This is a genomic window from Streptomyces sp. NPDC085931 (assembly GCF_044540565.1).
In the GTDB taxonomy this organism is placed as follows: Bacteria; Actinomycetota; Actinomycetes; order Streptomycetales; family Streptomycetaceae; genus Streptomyces.
This window is the reverse complement of record NZ_JBITSK010000006.1, coordinates 503,914-519,566: the sequence shown is the minus strand read 5'-3', so window position 1 is coordinate 519,566 and position 15,653 is coordinate 503,914. Positions and strand designations below refer to the sequence as shown.

General features: G+C 71.5%; 14 protein-coding genes and 1 pseudogene. 8 read left to right on the top strand and 7 right to left on the bottom strand.

What is annotated here, in order from left to right:
* Positions 1-1,101: cbb3-type cytochrome c oxidase subunit I (locus tag ACIGAN_RS15725; RefSeq protein WP_399857892.1), on the top strand; the 1,101-nt coding region annotated here is incomplete at its 5' end.
* Positions 1,098-1,448, top strand: coding sequence for a hypothetical protein (locus ACIGAN_RS15720; RefSeq protein WP_399857889.1), 351 nt, complete (start codon positions 1,098-1,100; stop codon positions 1,446-1,448). The genes ACIGAN_RS15725 and ACIGAN_RS15720, both read left to right, overlap by 4 nt.
* Positions 1,449-1,755: 307 nt before the next feature.
* Here ACIGAN_RS15720 and ACIGAN_RS15715 read toward each other — a convergent pair whose 3' ends face one another.
* Positions 1,756-2,415 carry a TetR/AcrR family transcriptional regulator gene (locus ACIGAN_RS15715; protein WP_399857886.1) on the bottom strand — a complete coding sequence of 220 codons (660 nt, stop codon included), beginning with the start codon at positions 2,413-2,415 and terminating at the stop codon, positions 1,756-1,758.
* Between the two features lie 162 nt (positions 2,416-2,577).
* On the opposite strand from ACIGAN_RS15715, the gene ACIGAN_RS15710 reads away from it, so the two are divergent.
* Positions 2,578-3,831: a YncE family protein gene (locus ACIGAN_RS15710; protein ID WP_399857884.1), complete on the top strand. Its 1,254-nt coding sequence runs from the start codon at positions 2,578-2,580 to the stop codon at positions 3,829-3,831.
* Between the two features lie 221 nt (positions 3,832-4,052).
* Here the strand turns inward: ACIGAN_RS15710 and ACIGAN_RS15705 are convergent, their stop codons facing one another.
* Positions 4,053-6,032 (bottom strand): GTP-binding protein, encoded by a 1,980-nt coding sequence (locus ACIGAN_RS15705; protein ID WP_399857881.1) that lies wholly within the window; start codon positions 6,030-6,032, stop codon positions 4,053-4,055.
* Between the two features lie 194 nt (positions 6,033-6,226).
* Here ACIGAN_RS15705 and ACIGAN_RS15700 point away from each other — a divergent pair.
* The 3 genes and pseudogenes from ACIGAN_RS15700 to ACIGAN_RS15690 form a co-directional block, all read left to right on the top strand.
* Positions 6,227-6,349 (top strand): annotated as a pseudogene (locus ACIGAN_RS15700) (XshC-Cox1 family protein); the annotation flags it as partial.
* 112 nt (positions 6,350-6,461) lie between these two features.
* Positions 6,462-7,469, top strand: coding sequence for an NADP-dependent oxidoreductase (locus ACIGAN_RS15695; protein WP_365743280.1), 1,008 nt, complete (start codon positions 6,462-6,464; stop codon positions 7,467-7,469).
* A gap of 22 nt (positions 7,470-7,491) precedes the next feature.
* Positions 7,492-8,544, top strand: a complete 1,053-nt coding sequence (locus tag ACIGAN_RS15690) for an alcohol dehydrogenase catalytic domain-containing protein (protein WP_399857878.1) — start codon at positions 7,492-7,494, stop codon at positions 8,542-8,544.
* A 36-nt stretch (positions 8,545-8,580) separates the two neighbouring features.
* On the opposite strand, the gene ACIGAN_RS15685 is transcribed toward ACIGAN_RS15690, so the two are convergent.
* Positions 8,581-9,090 (bottom strand): metallophosphoesterase family protein, encoded by a 510-nt coding sequence (locus ACIGAN_RS15685; protein ID WP_365743264.1) that lies wholly within the window; start codon positions 9,088-9,090, stop codon positions 8,581-8,583.
* 197 nt (positions 9,091-9,287) lie between these two features.
* On the opposite strand from ACIGAN_RS15685, the gene ACIGAN_RS15680 reads away from it, so the two are divergent.
* On the top strand, positions 9,288-11,231 hold the full coding sequence (locus tag ACIGAN_RS15680) for a glycosyltransferase family 2 protein (RefSeq protein ID WP_399857875.1): 1,944 nt from the start codon (positions 9,288-9,290) through the stop codon (positions 11,229-11,231).
* A gap of 4 nt (positions 11,232-11,235) precedes the next feature.
* A complete protein-coding gene (gene rfbC / locus ACIGAN_RS15675) occupies positions 11,236-11,844 on the top strand; it encodes a dTDP-4-dehydrorhamnose 3,5-epimerase (RefSeq protein WP_399857872.1) in 609 nt (202 codons plus the stop codon).
* Between the two features lie 55 nt (positions 11,845-11,899).
* Here the strand turns inward: rfbC and ACIGAN_RS15670 are convergent, their stop codons facing one another.
* From ACIGAN_RS15670 to ACIGAN_RS15655, 4 genes are read right to left on the bottom strand one after another with little or no spacing between them, the layout of a single operon-like run.
* Positions 11,900-12,703 carry a class I SAM-dependent methyltransferase gene (locus tag ACIGAN_RS15670; RefSeq protein ID WP_309097329.1) on the bottom strand — a complete coding sequence of 268 codons (804 nt, stop codon included), beginning with the start codon at positions 12,701-12,703 and terminating at the stop codon, positions 11,900-11,902.
* On the bottom strand, positions 12,690-13,577 hold the full coding sequence (gene rfbD / locus ACIGAN_RS15665) for a dTDP-4-dehydrorhamnose reductase (protein WP_399857869.1): 888 nt from the start codon (positions 13,575-13,577) through the stop codon (positions 12,690-12,692). Before rfbD ends, ACIGAN_RS15670 begins: the two co-directional genes overlap by 14 nt.
* The gene (gene rfbB, locus ACIGAN_RS15660) at positions 13,574-14,554 is read right to left on the bottom strand and encodes a dTDP-glucose 4,6-dehydratase (protein ID WP_399857866.1); all 981 of its coding nucleotides are present in this window, start codon (positions 14,552-14,554) and stop codon (positions 13,574-13,576) included. Before rfbB ends, rfbD begins: the two co-directional genes overlap by 4 nt.
* Positions 14,555-14,573: 19 nt before the next feature.
* Positions 14,574-15,641, bottom strand: a complete 1,068-nt coding sequence (locus ACIGAN_RS15655; RefSeq protein WP_365743257.1) for a glucose-1-phosphate thymidylyltransferase — start codon at positions 15,639-15,641, stop codon at positions 14,574-14,576.
* Positions 15,642-15,653: the final 12 nt, after the last annotated feature.

Below are 15,653 nucleotides of genomic sequence, written 5' to 3'. Positions count from 1 at the left end.
TGCATGCGCGCGCCCGGCATGACGATGTTCCGCATGCCGATCTTCACCTGGAACGTGCTGCTGACCGGTGTGCTGGTCCTGCTGGCCTTCCCGGTCCTGGCCGCGGCCCTGTTCGCGCTGGAGGCGGACCGCAAGTTCGGCGCCCACGTCTTCGACTCCGCCAACGGCGGCGCACTGCTGTGGCAGCACCTGTTCTGGTTCTTCGGCCATCCAGAGGTGTACATCATCGCGTTGCCGTTCTTCGGCATCATCAGTGAGGTCATCCCGGTCTTCTCCCGCAAGCCGATGTTCGGCTACACGGGTCTGATCGGCGCGACCATCGCGATCGCGGGCCTGTCCGTGACGGTGTGGGCGCACCACATGTACGTCACCGGCGGTGTGCTGCTGCCCTTCTTCTCCTTCATGACGTTCCTCATCGCCGTCCCGACCGGTGTGAAGTTCTTCAACTGGATCGGCACCATGTGGAAGGGCTCGCTGTCCTTCGAGACACCGATGCTCTGGGCCACCGGCTTCCTGATCACGTTCGTGTTCGGTGGCCTGACGGGCGTGCTGCTGGCCTCGCCGCCCCTCGATTTCCATGTCTCCGACTCGTACTTCGTGGTGGCCCACTTCCACTACGTGATCTTCGGCACCGTGGTGTTCGCGATGTTCTCCGGCTTCCACTTCTGGTGGCCGAAGTTCACCGGCAAGATGCTGGACGAGCGCCTGGGCAAGATCACCTTCTGGACGCTGTTCACCGGCTTCCACGGCACGTTCCTGGTGCAGCACTGGCTGGGCGCCGAGGGCATGCAGCGGCGGATCCCCGACTATCTGGCGGCGGAGGGCCTGACCACCCTCAACACGGTGTCGAGCGTCTTCTCGTTCCTGCTCGGGATGTCGCTGCTGCCGTTCTTCTACAACGTGTGGAAGACGGCCAAGTACGGCGAGCGGGTCACCGCCGACGACCCGTGGGGTTACGGGCGTTCCCTGGAGTGGGCCACCTCCTGCCCGCCGCCGCGGCACAACTTCGTCGTCCTGCCCAGGATCCGCAGCGAGTCCCCGGCGTTCGACCTGCACCACGCGCGCGTCGCGGCGGCGGAGCGGGAGCTGACGCTGCGATGACCGCGACGGGTGAACCGCCGGTGGATCTGCGGGCGTTCCACAACGAGGTCGAGGGGCATCTGCTCGCCGCCGCGGCGCACGAGGAGGCCCGGTGCGCCGCCGCCCGCTTCGCCGCCGGCCTGGACTGGCTGCCGGCGGCGCAACGGGCGGAGGTGGAGCGGCGGTTCGCTGAGGAGCACCTCGCCCTCGCCCGGGCCTCCTGGGAACGCACGGCGCGCCGCGGGGAGGAGTTGCGCGGCGAGTACGAGGCGCTCTACCGGGGGCTGCGGGCACGGCTGCTGGCCGGCGTGCTGCTGGCGCTCGCGCTGGTCGTGGCGGTGGATCTCGTGGTGCTCGCGGCCGTCTAGCGGCCCAGCCCTCCGGCGCGGGGCGCAGCACCTCGACGAGGCCGGCGTGGCCGTCCTGTCCGTGGCCGACGGCGCAGCCCTTCTCCATCGCGGCACGACACCGTCGCAGCGGCTGCCGGACCGGTGGCCCGGGCAAGCGCGGTCGTTGCCGGAGTCGACGGACCCGCCGATCGGGAAGGCAGGCGAAGTCAGCGGTCCGGGCACGGCCGGCAACCCTCGCCGCCGACCCGGGGCGTGTCGACCGGCGACCACCGGTGGGCCTTCCAGGGGCGCCGGCGGGCGGGGTGCGCGCCCCGCGGGGTCCGGCTCAGCCGCGCGGGCTCCATCCCGGTGGCCGCAGGATGCCGAGCAGTTGGCGGACCAGTTCGTCGACGACCTCGTCCAGGGTCGCGTCCACCCAGCCGGCGCTCCAGTCGTGCAGCAGGCCGTTGACGCTGCCGATGAAGCCGGTGGCCGCGAGGCGGTAGTCGCGCGGGGCGGCCTCCCCGCGCGCGGCGGCCGCCCCGGCCTCGGCGCAGATCAGGTCGACCCAGCCGGCGCGCCGGGCCAGCCGCTGCTCCTCCAGGCGCGGGCTGACGCCGATGATCTCGACGAAGGTGATGCGGATCCGGCGCGGATCGGCGGCCAGGTTCCCCGCATAGGCGCGGAAGATCGCCGTGACGCGCTCGGCCAGCGGCAGATCCGCCGCCTCGGCGGCCGCCCGCAGCACCGCCGCCTCGGCCCAGCCGTTGACCTCCAGGTGCAGCGCGGCGAGCACGTCCTCCAGGGTGCGGAACTCCTCGTAGAACTGACGGGTCGACAGCCCGGCCGCCTCGCTGAGCGCCGCGACGGTGGTGGCGCGGAAGCCGGGGGCGCCGCCGAACAGGTCGAGCGCGGCGTCGAGGAACCGCCGGCGCCGCTCGGCCTGCCGCTCCTCGGCGGTCTTGCCGCCGTAGCGGCCGGTCGGCGCTCTGAGTCTGCCCGGCACCGGCTCTCCCCTCTTCGGGTGCCCTCCCCTCGTTCGACACACCGAATTTTGTCGTGTACGCGGTCTTGTGGAGAAGGCCGCCCCTTCCTTACTTTTCAGTAAGTTCACTCTGAAAGCACGTGTGTTCAGATTCCTCACCCCACCGCAGAGGAGGGATCAGCCATGTCCGTCTTCCGACGACGGCACCTGTGCTCCCTGACCGCCGCCCTCGCCCTGACCACCGCCCTGCCCGCGACCGCCGCCGCGACGGAGCCGGGTTCCTCCGCCGCGCTGCGCGAGGTGCTGTTCGTGGGCAACAACTGGGAGGGCACCGCCGACGTCCTGAAGTCCACCGGCGACTTCGCGAAGATCGGCCGGATCAACGTCGTTCCCGACAAGGACGAGCGGATGGCGGAGATCAACGCCGATCCGATCAGATGGATCGCCTTCATGACGATCCGCAACAGCGTCGGCGAGGGACACGACCAGTTCGTGGACGACATGTACTCCACACCGGACGGGACGTCGGTGGTCGTGTCGCGGCCCAGCTTCGCCGACGTGGTCTCCATCGACCTGGCGTCCGGGCGGCTCAACTGGCGCTTCCCGGTGTCCGGTTTCCGCGCCGACCACATGGCGGTCTCCCCCGACGGCAAGCGGGTCGCGGTGTCGGCCTCCACCGGCAACGCCGTGCACGTGCTGGACATCGAGACCGGCAGACAGCTCGGCAAGGCCTCCACCGGCGACAAGCCGCACGAGAACATCTTCACCAAGGACGGCAAGTACCTCTACAACATGTCGATCGGCGAGGTGAACACACAGACCGACGCGCCCTGGCTGGACTGGACGAAGGGCGACCGCCGCATCACCGTCATCGACGCGACCACGTACCAGCAGGTCAAGGTCATCGACATGCGGTCGCGCCTGGACGCGATCGGCCTGAAGGACTACTCCGACGCGGTGCGCCCCGCCGTGTTCTCACCGGACGAGTCGAAGCTGTACTTCCAGGTCTCGTTCTTCAACGGCTTCTTCGAGTACGACCTGGCCACCGACCGGATCACCCGCACGAAGACCCTGCCGAAGAACCCGGCGACCAGCGACGACCGCACCACCTTCGTCAACGACTCGCGCCACCACGGCCTGTCCATGAGCCCGGACGGCAGGAAGCTGTGCGTGGCCGGGACCATGGACGACTACGCCACGGTCGTCGACCGCGCCACCCTCCAGGAGGGCCCGCTCGTCACCGCCGCCAAGCCCTACTGGGCCACGGTCAGCGGTGACGGCAAGGCCTGCGTGGTCTCCGAGAGCGGCACCGACCAGGTCACGGCCATCGACTTCGCCACCGGCAGGAAGGTCGTGTCCGTACCGGTCGGCGACCATCCGCAACGCGTCCGGCTCGGTCGGGTGGCCGCCGACTGGACGAGTCCGTCCAGTAATTGACCTCCTGCGCCTCCCGGGCCGCCGGCTCCGAGCGGTGCCGTCGCCGTGAACGCGGACGGGGCGTTGACGGTGGCCGGGTCGGAGACGGCCGTGATGGACGCAGCCGGAAAACTCGCCGGCAGATGCAGTTCGGTCGGTGCCGGGCCCACCACGGTCCGGCGCTGTCCGGACACCGTCAACACCGTTGACTCCGGGGTGTGTTCCGGCTCGCCGGACGCGCCTCAGCCGCTGACCCGTCGCGTCACGTTCAGCAGGTACTCCTTCCTGTCCAGCGGGTTGAGGTCGGTGCGCGGACGCTCGGGGACGGGGCCGTGCCCGACCGGGGCGTAGTGCGCGAAGGAACTCTCCAGTTCGCCCTCGCCCCGGGTGAGCCCCGGCAGCCGCTGTTCCAGAGCGTGCACCCGGGCCGCCGGCACGGTGCCCTCCAGGACGCAGAGGCCGCTCTGGTGGTGCGTGGCCTCCGGCACCGCCCCGAGGCCGGCCAGGGCCGGCAGCAGGGCACCCAGGGTGTCGGCCGGGGCCTCGACACGGAAGCGGTGCAGTGGCTCGTGCACCCGGGTCCCGGCCCGCCGCAGCGCCTCGACCAGCACCAGCGGGGTCACGCCGCGGAAGTCGGCGCCGGTGCTCGACATGCTCTTGTCGAACCCCTGGTGGGCGTGGCTCTGCCGGGGCGAGTAGCCGCTGTGCGTCATGGTCACCGTGCAGTCCGGGACCGGCCAGCCGTGCAGGCCCTGGTCGAGGGTCTCGCGCACGGTGTCCTCGACGGCCTTGAAGAAGGCGTACGGCATGGAGCCGAGCTCCACCTCCAGCCGGAAGGCCACGCCCGAGCCGGGCGGTGCGGGCTCGACGCGCAGCCCGACCGTCGCGAGGAACGGGTTCGGATCCTTCTGGTTGAACTCGACGGCGTGCCCGGGGCCCACGAGTCGTTCGACGCAGAGCGGGGTGGTCTCGCGGAAGGTGACGTCGAGGCCGTACTCGTCGGCGAGGGTGGCCTGCACGACCTCCTTCTGCACCTCGCCGTAGAGGGAGACAGAGGTCTCCCGGCGTCGCTCGTCGTGGCGCAGGCCGATCAGCGGGTCCTGCTCGGCGAGTTGGGTGAGGGCCAGGTGGAGCGCCCCCCGGTGCGTGTGCGGGCCCGGGACGACGACCGTCTCCAGGGTGGGCGGGGCGAAGACGTGCTCGTAGGCCGTGCGGGGTTCGCCGAGGGCGTCGCCGATCCTGATGTCGCCGAGCCCCCACAGCCGGGCGATCCGGCCGGCGGCGACGGCGTCGGCGCGGGTGTCGGTGCCGTGGCCGAAGACGCTGATCGCGGTGACCCGGCCCTCGGCGCCGCCGATGCCGAAGGGGATCCGGTCGCGCACGTGCAGGGTGCCGGAGAACATCCGGGCGTAGGCGATCTTCTCCCCCGCCGGGCCCCGCTCGACCTTGAACACCGTGCCGGACACCGGCCCGTCCGGGTCCCCGTCGGCCACCGGGAGCAGTTCCTCGACGCCGGCCAGCAGCGCTTCCACACCGGCACCGGTGGCGGCGGAGCCGAAGTAGACCGGGTGGACCAGCGTCTCCCGGGTCGCAGCGACCAGCGAAGCGCGCAGCAGCGGACCGGTGACCCGGTCGTCGAGGTACGCGGCCAGCAGGGCGTCGTCGTGCTCGGTCAGCACGTCGAGGGCGGCGGCCGCGCCGGGTCCGGGGCCAGGGACGAAGCGTGCCGCACGGGTGCCGAGGCCGGTGACGGTACCCATGGGGACGATCCCGGGGGTCAGGCGGTCCGCGATCTCCCGCAGGACCTCCTCGTCGCGTGCGCCGCCGCGGTCGATCTTGTTGACGAACAGCAGCGTCGGGATGCGCAGCCGCCGCAGCGTCCGCATCAGCACCCGCGTCTGTGCCTGTACGCCCTCGACGGCGGAGACCACGAGGACGGCGCCGTCCAGCACGCCGAGGACGCGCTCCACCTCGGCGATGAAGTCCGGGTGGCCGGGGGTGTCGATCAGGTTGACGGTCACGCCGTCGAGCGGGAACGAGACCACGGCGGACTTGATGGTGATGCCGCGCTGCCGCTCCAGCGCGAGGGTGTCGGTGCGGGTGTTCCCGTCGTCGACGCGGCCGATCTCGTCGATCACCCCGGCCGCATGGAGCAGCCGCTCGGTCAGGCTGGTCTTACCGGCGTCGACATGGGCGAGAATCCCGAGGTTGAGCAGGTGCACGAAGCGTCATGTCCTTCGAGGAGCGAGCCGTTGCTGACAGGGGGGACATGCACGCAGTGCGGCGCATCGGGATCTCCTCGGGACTCGGTGACGTGGCTGACCCGGGCAGTGCAGCAGACCGGCGCCACGGGACACAACGGAATTACCACCCGCGGGGGTACCCGTCGGGGTGCGCGACGGAGAGGAGCGGCTGGCGCGTGATCTGCGTCCTCACCCCCGCCCCCGAGTCCGACGTGCCGCTGCTGACGGAGGCGCTGCGCCGGCCGGCCGCGTACAGCGGGGGGATGGGCAGCCGCCGTACGCACGAGGACCGGGCGGCGCCACGCCGGGTTCGCACGGTCGCGCCGCCCCTTGCCTACGCACGGGCGGGCCCCGTACGCTCACGGCCGTACCGACTGGGCGGTATGTCGTCGAGGAGAGTGGCCGCACATGAGCATGGTCAACCGTCAGATACGCCTGGCCGCACGTCCGGTGGGTGAGCCGCGTCCCACCGACTGGCGGCAGGTCGAGGAGCCGGCCGGGCAGCCGGGTGACGGGGAGTTCCTGGTTCAGGTGCTGTACCTGTCGATCGACCCCGCCATGCGCGGCTGGATGAACGCGGGCAGGTCCTACATCCGCCCGGTGGAGATCGGCGAGGTGATGCGGGCCGGCGCGGTGGGCCGGGTGGTCGCCTCCCGGCACTCCGGGTTCGCGGTCGGCGACCATGTGTCGGGCACGTTCGGGGTGCAGGAGTACTGCGTGTCGGACGGGCGCGGTGTGACCAAGGTCGACCCGGCGGCGGCCCCCCTGCCGACCTGGCTCGGCACGCTCGGCATGCCGGGCCTGACGGCCTACTTCGGTCTGCTCGAGGTCGGGCGTCCCGAGCCGGGGCAGACCGTCGTGGTCTCCGGGGCGGCCGGGGCCGTCGGCAGCGTCGTCGGGCAGATCGCCAAGATCCTCGGCTGCCGGGTCGTCGGCATCGCGGGCGGCGAGGCCAAGTGCCGCATGGTGGTGGAGGAGTTCGGGTTCGACGCCGCGATCGACTACCAGCACGAGGACGTGCGCAAGGCGCTGCGCGAGCACGCCCCCGACGGCGTCGACGTGTACTTCGACAACGTCGGCGGCGCCGTGCTGGACGCTGTGCTGCTGCGGCTGGCGCGCGGCGCCCGCGTGGTCGTCTGCGGCGCGATCTCCCAGTACAACAGCACCGAGCCGCAGGGTCCCGCCAACTACCTGTCCTTGCTGGTGAACCGCGCCTCCATGACCGGCATGGTGGTGTTCGACTACGCCGACCGGTACGCGGAGGGCATCGCGCGGATGGCCGCGTGGCGGGCCGAGGGCCGGCTGAAGTCCCTGGAGGACGTGGTGTCCGGTACGGTCGCGGACTTCCCCGGCACCCTGATGCGCCTGTTCCGCGGGGAGAACCGCGGCAAGCTGGTGCTGAAGATCGCGGACTGACGGAAACCGAGGGAGGGATCCGATGAAGGCACTGACCTACCACGGCCGTCACGACATCCGCTACGGGGAGGTCCCCGACCCGGTCGTCACCGGGCCCGGCGACGCGGTGGTACGGGTGACCGCGGCCGGCATCTGCGGCAGCGACCTGCACATCTACGACGGCCACGGGTTCAGCCCGGAGCTGGGCTACACCCCGGGGCACGAGTGCGTCGGCGTGGTCCTCGACACCGGCGGCCAGGTCACCCGGGTCAAGCCCGGCGACCGGGTACTGGTGCCCGCATCGGTCGGCTGTGCGCGGTGCTCGCAGTGTGCGGCCGGGTTCACCGCCCGCTGCGAGCACGCCGAGTCGGGCACGGACCTCTGCTACGGAGTGAGCCCGAAACTCCCGGGCAGCCAGGCCCAGCTCCTGGCCGTGCCGTGCGCCGACGTCAATCTGGTGCCCTTGCCCGAGGACATCTCCGACGACGCCGCCGTCGTCCTGACGGACAACGCTCCCACCGCCTGGTACGGCTGCCGCCGTGCCCGCATCCGGCCCGGCGAGACCGTCCTGGTCGTCGGTCTCGGCCCGGTCGGTCTGATGGCCGCCCAGTGCGCGTTCGCGATGGGCGCGGCCCGGGTCCTGGGCGTGGACCTGGTCGCGGAGCGCCGCGCCTTCGCCGCCGGCCTGGGCGTCGAGCCGGTCGAGGGTGACGACGCGCGGGCGGCGATCCGGGACATGACCGCCGGCCGTGGGCCGGACGCCGTGGTGGAGGCGGTGGGTTCCGACGCCACCATCCAACTCGCCCTCAAGGCCGTCCGGCAGGCCGGCCGGGTCAGCGCCATCGGGGTCAGCCAGAACAAGGCCTTCCCGTTCCACATGTACCTGGCCCAGGTCAAGGAACTGGAGTTCGCCATCGGCCTGTGCTCCGTGCACTACGAGCTGCCTCCCCTGCTCGCCCTCACCCGCGCCGGGCGGATCAGGCCCGAGGCCGTGGTCTCCCACCGCCTCGCCCTCTCCGAGGGCCCGGCCGCGTACGACCTCTTCGCCGGCCGCTCCGACGGCGTCCGCAAGATCCTCCTCGACCCGGCGGGCTGATCCGCGCCCGGCCGCCGCCCCGCCCGGACAGGCCGCTCAGCGTGATGCGCGGGGCGGCAGCCGGTGCAGTTCCACGTCCGTGAGGATCCCGCCGGCGACCGAGGCGGTCATGTAGGTGCAGTGCGGCTGGCGGCGGCGGTCCGTCGGCGAACCCGGGTTGAGCAGGCGCAGACCGGTGGGGGCCGTGGTGTCCCAGGGGATGTGGCTGTGGCCGAAGACCAGTACGTCGAGGTCGGGGAAGCGGGCGGCGCAGCGCTTCTCCCGGCCCTGCGCGGGGCCCGTCTCGTGGATCACCCCGAAGCGCAGCCCGCCCAGCTCCGCGTACGCCACCTCCGGCAGCCGGGCCCGCAGCCCCGGCCCGTCGTTGTTGCCGTACACGGCGACGAGCCGGCGGCAGCGGGCCTCCAGCAGATCGAGGGTGTCCGTGTCCACCCAGTCCCCGGCGTGGAAGACGACGTCGGCCTGCGGAAGTTCGTCCAGCAGGGGCGCGGGCAGGCTCTTGGCCCGCTTGGGCAGATGGGTGTCGGACATCAGGAGCAGTCGCACCTCCTCACTGTAGAGGTGCCGCCCGGCATCCGACTTGACCGCGAACAGACAGACGTCGCAGCTCAGTTGCCCGAGGGCGGGATGATCACGGCGAGGTCTCGAAAGGTGAGGGGGCCTCGCCGGGCGGGTTAGCATCGGGCAACACCCAGTACAACAGGACGTCTACGGCAAGCGACCCGAAGGGGCCCGGAAACCCGATGCCGGTCAAGGTCAGCGTCATCGTCCCCGTCTACAACCCGGGGATCTACATCGAGGACTGCATCTCCTCGCTGCAGCGGCAGTCGCTGCCTCCCGACGAGTTCGAGGTGATCTTCGTCGACGACGGCTCGACCGACGGGACTCCGGCCCGGCTCGACGCGCTCGCCGCCGAGGACCCCCGGATGAAGGTCATCCACCAGGAGAACTCCGGCTGGTCGGGCAAGCCCCGCAACGTCGGCATCGAGGCCTCCCGGGGCGAGTTCGTGATGTTCGTCGACAACGACGACTACCTGGGCGACGAGGCCCTGGAGCGGATGTACGACTACGGCGTCGCCAACGGCGCCGACGTGATCGTGGGCAAGATGGCCGGCAAGGGCCGCGGGGTGCCGGTGGAGCTGTTCCGCCGCAACCACCCGCGCGCCACCGTCGAGAACGCCCCGCTCATCGACAGCCTCACCCCGCACAAGATGATCCGGCGGGCCTTCCTCGACCGCATCGGGCTGCGCTTCCCCGAGGGCCGGCGGCGCCTGGAGGACCACGTCTTCATCGCGGAGGCGTATCTGCGCGCGGAGAACGTCTCCGTGCTCAGCGACTACGTCTGCTACTACCACCTGCGGCGCGACGACAGTTCCAACGCCGGCTTCGAGCGCTTCGACCCCGTCGGCTACTTCAAGAACCTGCGCGAGGCCCTCGACGTCGTCGAGCGGTACACCGAGCCGGGTCCGGTGCGCGACCGGCTGTTCCGCCGCTGGCTGCGCGTGGAGATGGTGGAGCGACTGCGGGCCCGGCGGTTCCTGAGGCTGCCGGACGACTACCGCAGGGAGCTGTTCGCCGAGATCCACCAGGTCGTGGTCGAGCGGTTCGGGCCCGGAGTGGCGGCCGGTCTGCAGCCGACGCAGCAGGTCGTCGCCGCGCTGACGGCCGCCGACCGCTACGACGACGTGGTGGCGTTCGCCGAGTGGGAGGCGGCTGTCGCACCCAAGGCGGCGCCCGGGGACATCGAGTGGCGGGACGGCTCCCTCCGGATCGGCTTCACGGCCGAGTACGTGTCCGCGGGCGAGCCGATGGTGTTCCCCGCCGACGCCGAGGCGGCGCCGCTGACCGACGTCCCGAAGGACGTGACCGAGGCGGTGCGGTGGGTGACCTCGGAGACCGCCGCGCGCTTCGGGCAGGCCACGGCCGATCTGCTGCTGCGGGAGCGGTCCAGCGCCGCGCAGTACTTCCAGCCGGTCGAGTTCACCCGCGAGACCGTGCCCGCCGGGGACGGCGGGCAGGTGCGGCTGGTGCTGCGGGGGACCGCCACCGTCGACCCCGCCGCCCTGCCGGCCGGCGGCGTCTGGGACGCGCTGGTCCGGGTCAAGCTGGGCGGCTGGACCAAGGAGTGCCGGCTGGGCCCCGCGCCCCGCGAGGACCGGCCCGCGCCGGGCGCCGGTGTCGTCGGCGACCGCACGGCCCTGCCCTACTGGACGCAGCCGCACGGCAACCTCTCCCTGGAGTTCGGCACCCGCGGCAAGCGGCTGGGGCTGGGCCGGGTGCGGCGCACGGACGTCACCGTCTCCGGCCGTCGCTTCCAGGTGCCTCTTCCGCTGCACGTCCCGGCGCAGACGGAGGTGCGGCTGCGCCTCGTCTCCGCCAGCCGGTTCTTCGACGCGGCCGGCGTCCTCTCCCCCGCCCCGGACGGCGCGGGCTCGGTGCTGGAGGCGGACCTGTCCGTCGAGGACCTCTCCCACGGGGTGTGGCGCGTGGCGCTCTGCCCCACCCCGGGCGGCGAGCAGGCGCGCTTCACCGGTCTGCCGTTCGCGCTGCGCGCCTCCGACGGGCGGCTGCGGGTCGTGGAGGTGCCGCGGCCCGGAGTGGCGCTGCGGCTGGCGCGGCGGGCACGGCGTGTGCTCGGCAGGGCACGGCGCACGGTGTCGTCCCGTATCAGGACCGGAGGAAAGTGACGGCATGCGACCACTGGGCATAGCAGGCGCCTGGGTTCTGGAGCCCAAGGTCTTCCCGGACGACCGGGGCAACTTCCACGAGTGGTTCCGGAGCGAGGAGTTCCGCGAGGCGACGGGCCGTGACCTGTTCCTCGCCCAGGCCAACTGCTCGGTCTCCCGGCGGGGCGTGCTGCGGGGCGTGCACTTCGCCGATGTGCCGCCCAGCCAGGCCAAGTACGTCACGTGTGTGCGCGGCGCCGTCCTGGACGTGGTGATCGACATCCGCGTGGGCTCCCCCACCTACCGGCAGTGGGAGGCCGTACGGCTGGACGACGACACCCGGGCGGCGGTCTTCCTCGCCGAGGGCCTGGGCCATGCCTTCATGGCGCTGACCGACGACGCCACGGTGGTGTACCTGTGCTCGGCGGGGTACGCCCCGGAGCGGGAGCACGGCATCCACCCGCTCGACCCGGCGCTCGGCATCGAGTGGCCCGAGGGCATCACGCCGGTGCTGTCCCCCAAGGACGAGCAGGCTCCGACGCTGGCCGAGGCGGAACAGCAGGGGCTGCTGCCGTCGTACGAGGCGTGCCTCGCGTACTACGAGGAGCTGCGCGGCGGACGGCGATCCGGCTGACCCCGCGCCGCCACGGACGAAGCCGGCCGCCCCGAGAGCGGCCGGCTTCGGTCTCTCAGCGGCTGACGCCGACCTGCTCCAGGGCCTTGCGGAGCGGCTCCCAGCCCACGGAACGCGGCAGGCCGCGGTTGCGGGCCTGCACCAGCGGGCGCCAGAAACCGGCTTCGAGGAGCGCCTCGGGGCGTACGGCGCCGGCCCGCTCCAGAATCGCCTCGGGCACCTTCTGCGGGTCCGCGACCTTGTACTCGGCCATGATCTCGTCGTACTTGTCGTGCAGGACCCGGTTCTTCGGGTCGGCGCCGAAGACGACCAGCTGGCCGGTGGGGGCGGTGTCCACCTGGATGGTGACCAGGTCGGGCCGGTAGCGGGCCAGCACCTCGGTGATCTTGAAGACGTCACCGGTCCAGGCGTTGGTGTGCCGGTCGCGGGCCGCCTCGTCGATGCTGCGCGGCAGCATGTCGTCGAGGACGATCACACTGCCCCAGTCCGAGTACTTCTCGACGTTCATGAAGTCGCGCAGCGCGAACTCGAACAGGTGCATGCCGTCGATGAAGGAGAGGTCCAGCGTGGTGCGGCGCCAGTAGCCGATCGGGCTGCGGCCGCGGCGCAGGTTGCGCAGCGGGTGCCGGCCGCCCTTGAGGTGCTGCAGCGGGTTGTCGCGGGCGAAGAAGTCGTCGCTGGTGGCCTTCACCAGGTGGACGTCGCACTTCAGCTCCGAGACCACCTTGAAGGCCGGGTCGATCGCGATGCTGGGGACGCGGGACAGTGTCAGGCTGCGCCCGTCGTTGACGCCGATCTCCAGGTAGTTGCGGTTGGCGCTGACCTTGTGCAGTTCCCGGAGGAACTCATGGCGTTTCACGAGGAAGACCTTCCTTGCGGATGCGGGGCAGTGCTTCATGCAGGGCGGAGCGCCACGCGCGCGGCAGGGGCAGGCCGATCTCCTGCCACCGGCGGTGTGCGAGGGCGCTGTAGGCCGGGCGGGGCGCGGGCCGCGGGAAGGCCGCGCTGCTGGTGGGGCGCACCCGGTCGGGGTCGGCGCCGATGAGGGTGAACACCTCGCGGGCCAGCTCGAACCAGCTGGCCTCGCCGGAGTTCGTGGCGTGGAAGACGCCGTGCGCGTCCGGGCCGATCCGGGGGCCGAGGTCGGCGATCCGCTCGGCGACGTCCGCGCTCCAGGTGGGCTGGCCGCGCTGGTCGTCGACGACGTCGAGGGTGTCGCGGCGCGCCTCCAGATCGATCATGGTGCGTACGAAGTTGCCGCCGTGCGCGCCGTACAGCCACGCCGTGCGCACGACCGCGCCCGCCCCGGGCAGTTCCTCCAGCACGGCCCGCTCCCCCGCCAGCTTGGTGCGGCCGTAGGCGGTGCGCGGGCCCGCCGGGTGGTCCTCCGGGTAGGGGGTGGTGCGGGACTCGCCGGAGAAGACGTAGTCCGTGGAGACATGCACGAGCCGGGCGTCGTGTGCGGCACAGGCCCGGGCGAGCAGGCGCGGGCCCTCGCCGTTGATCCGCAGGGCGCGGGCCTCGTCGGTCTCGGCGTCGTCGACGGCCGTGTAGGCGGCGCAGTTCACGACGAGGTCGGGGGCGTGCTCCCGGACGGCCGTGCCGACGGCGTCGGGGCTCGTGATGTCCAGGGCGGCGCGGTCGAGGGCCACGACCGTCTCACCGCGCCGGGTGAGCTCCTCGGTGACGTCACGCCCGAGCATGCCGCCCGCGCCGGTGACCAGCCACTTCATGCCCGCTCCTGGGCGACGCGCCGCTTCAGGGGCTCCCACCAGGCGCGGTTGTCGCGGTACCAGGCGACGGTCTCGGCGAGGCCGGTGGTGAAGTCGTGGCGGGGGCGGTAGCCGAGTTCGTCGCGGGCCTTGGACCAGTCGACGGAGTAGCGCAGGTCGTGGCCCTTGCGGTCCTCGACGTACTCGACCCGGTCCCAGCCCGCGCCGCAGGCCTCGAGGAGCAGACCGGTGAGTTCCTTGTTGGTGAGTTCGGTGCCGCCGCCGATGTTGTAGACCTCACCGGGCCGGCCCTTGGTGCGGACCAGGTCGACGCCCTGGCAGTGGTCGTCGACGTGCAGCCAGTCGCGGACGTTGCGGCCCTCGCCGTACAGCGGCACCGTCAGCCCGTCGAGGAGGTTGGTCACGAACAGCGGGATGACCTTCTCCGGGAACTGGTGCGGGCCGTAGTTGTTGGAGCACCGGGTGACGCGCACGTCCAGGCCGTGGGTGCGGTGGTAGGCCAGGGCGAGCAGGTCGGAGGAGGCCTTGGAGGCCGAGTACGGGGAGTTCGGCTGCAGCGGGTGGGTCTCCGGCCAGGAGCCGGTCTCGATGGAGCCGTAGACCTCGTCGGTGGAGACGTGCACGAACGGGCCGGTGCCGTGGCGCAGGGCGGCGTCGAGCAGGGTCTGGGTGCCGAGCACGTTGGTGCGCACGAAGTCGGCGGCACCGGTGATCGAGCGGTCCACGTGCGACTCGGCGGCGAAGTGCACGACCTGGTCGGCGTCGGCCACGAGCTTGTCGACGAGTTCGGCGTCGCAGATGTCGCCCTGGACGAACTCCAGCCTCGGGTGGGTCAGTTCGAGGTTGTCGAGGGTGCCGGCGTAGGTGAGTTTGTCCAGCACGGTGATGCGCGGCGCGTCGGGCGCGTCCGAGGCGAGCAGTGCGCGCACGTAGCGGGAGCCGATGAAGCCGGCGGCGCCGGTGACGAGGAGGTTCATGACGTGATCCGCACCTTGCTCATGAAGTGATCTGCACCTTGCTGTGGTCTCCGAGGACGAATCGGTGGGCGCTGGGGACGCTGGGGGCCGGGGTCACCTCGACGTGCCGGCCGATCAGCGAGGCCTCGATCCGGCCGACGCCGTGGATCGAGGAGTCCCGCAGCACGATGGAGAACTCCAGTTCACTGTCGGTGATCCGGCAGTTCTCCGCGACGGAGGTGAAGGGCCCCACGTAGGAATTGCTGACGAACGTGCCCGAGCCTATGACGGCGGGGCCGACGATGCGGGAGCCGACGATCCGCGCGCCCTCCTCCACGACGACCCGCCCGATGGTCTCCGAGGCCTCGTCGACCTCGCCGTCGATGCGGCGCTCCATGCCTTCGAGGACCGTGCGGTTCACCTCGAGCATGTCGCCGACGTTGCCGGTGTCCTTCCAGTAACCCTTGATGACCGTGGAGCGCACGTCGGCGCGGGCGTCGATGAGGTGCTGGATGGCGTGGGTGATCTCCAGTTCGCCGCGCCAGGACGGTTCGATGGCGCGGACCGCCTCGTGGATGAGGGGCGTGAACATGTAGACGCCGACCAGGGCGAGGTCGCTCTTGGGGTTCTCGGGCTTCTCCTCCAGGCCGATCACCTGGCCGGAGGGGTCGAGTTCGGCGACGCCGAAGGCGCGCGGGTCGGCCACGCGCGTGAGGAGGATCTGCGCGTCGGGCCGGTGCGTGCGGAACTCCTCGACGAGGCCCGTGATGCCGCCGACGATGAAGTTGTCGCCGAGGTACATGACGAAGTCGTCGTCGCCGAGGAAGTCCCGCGCGATCAGTACCGCGTGGGCCAGTCCGAGGGGCCGTTCCTGGGGGATGTAGGTGACGTTCAGGCCGAACTTCGACCCGTCCCCCACCGCTTCCTCGATCTCCGCGGCCGTGTCCCCGACGATCATGCCCACGTCGGTGATGCCGGCGTCGGCGATCGACTCCAACCCGTAGAACAGCACGGCCTTGTTGGCCACGGGCACCAGTTGCTTGGCCGATGTGTGAGTGATCGGCCTCAGCCGTGTTCCTGCACCACCGGACAGCACGAGAGCCTTCATTCAGCTCACCTT

Bases quoted from the DNA above. Each gene is read 5' to 3' on its own strand.
- rfbD (WP_399857869.1), bottom strand. From the start codon at position 13,577: ATGAAGTGGCTGGTCACCGGCGCGGGCGGCATGCTCGGGCGTGACGTC.
- rfbB (WP_399857866.1), bottom strand. From the start codon at position 14,554: ATGAACCTCCTCGTCACCGGCGCCGCCGGCTTCATCGGCTCCCGCTAC.
- rfbC (WP_399857872.1), top strand. From the start codon at position 11,236: ATGCGACCACTGGGCATAGCAGGCGCCTGGGTTCTGGAGCCCAAGGTC.
- ACIGAN_RS15655 (WP_365743257.1), bottom strand. From the start codon at position 15,641: ATGAAGGCTCTCGTGCTGTCCGGTGGTGCAGGAACACGGCTGAGGCCG.
- ACIGAN_RS15690 (WP_399857878.1), top strand. From the start codon at position 7,492: ATGAAGGCACTGACCTACCACGGCCGTCACGACATCCGCTACGGGGAG.
- ACIGAN_RS15710 (WP_399857884.1), top strand. From the start codon at position 2,578: ATGTCCGTCTTCCGACGACGGCACCTGTGCTCCCTGACCGCCGCCCTC.
- ACIGAN_RS15680 (WP_399857875.1), top strand. From the start codon at position 9,288: ATGCCGGTCAAGGTCAGCGTCATCGTCCCCGTCTACAACCCGGGGATC.
- ACIGAN_RS15720 (WP_399857889.1), top strand. From the start codon at position 1,098: ATGACCGCGACGGGTGAACCGCCGGTGGATCTGCGGGCGTTCCACAAC.
- ACIGAN_RS15695 (WP_365743280.1), top strand. From the start codon at position 6,462: ATGAGCATGGTCAACCGTCAGATACGCCTGGCCGCACGTCCGGTGGGT.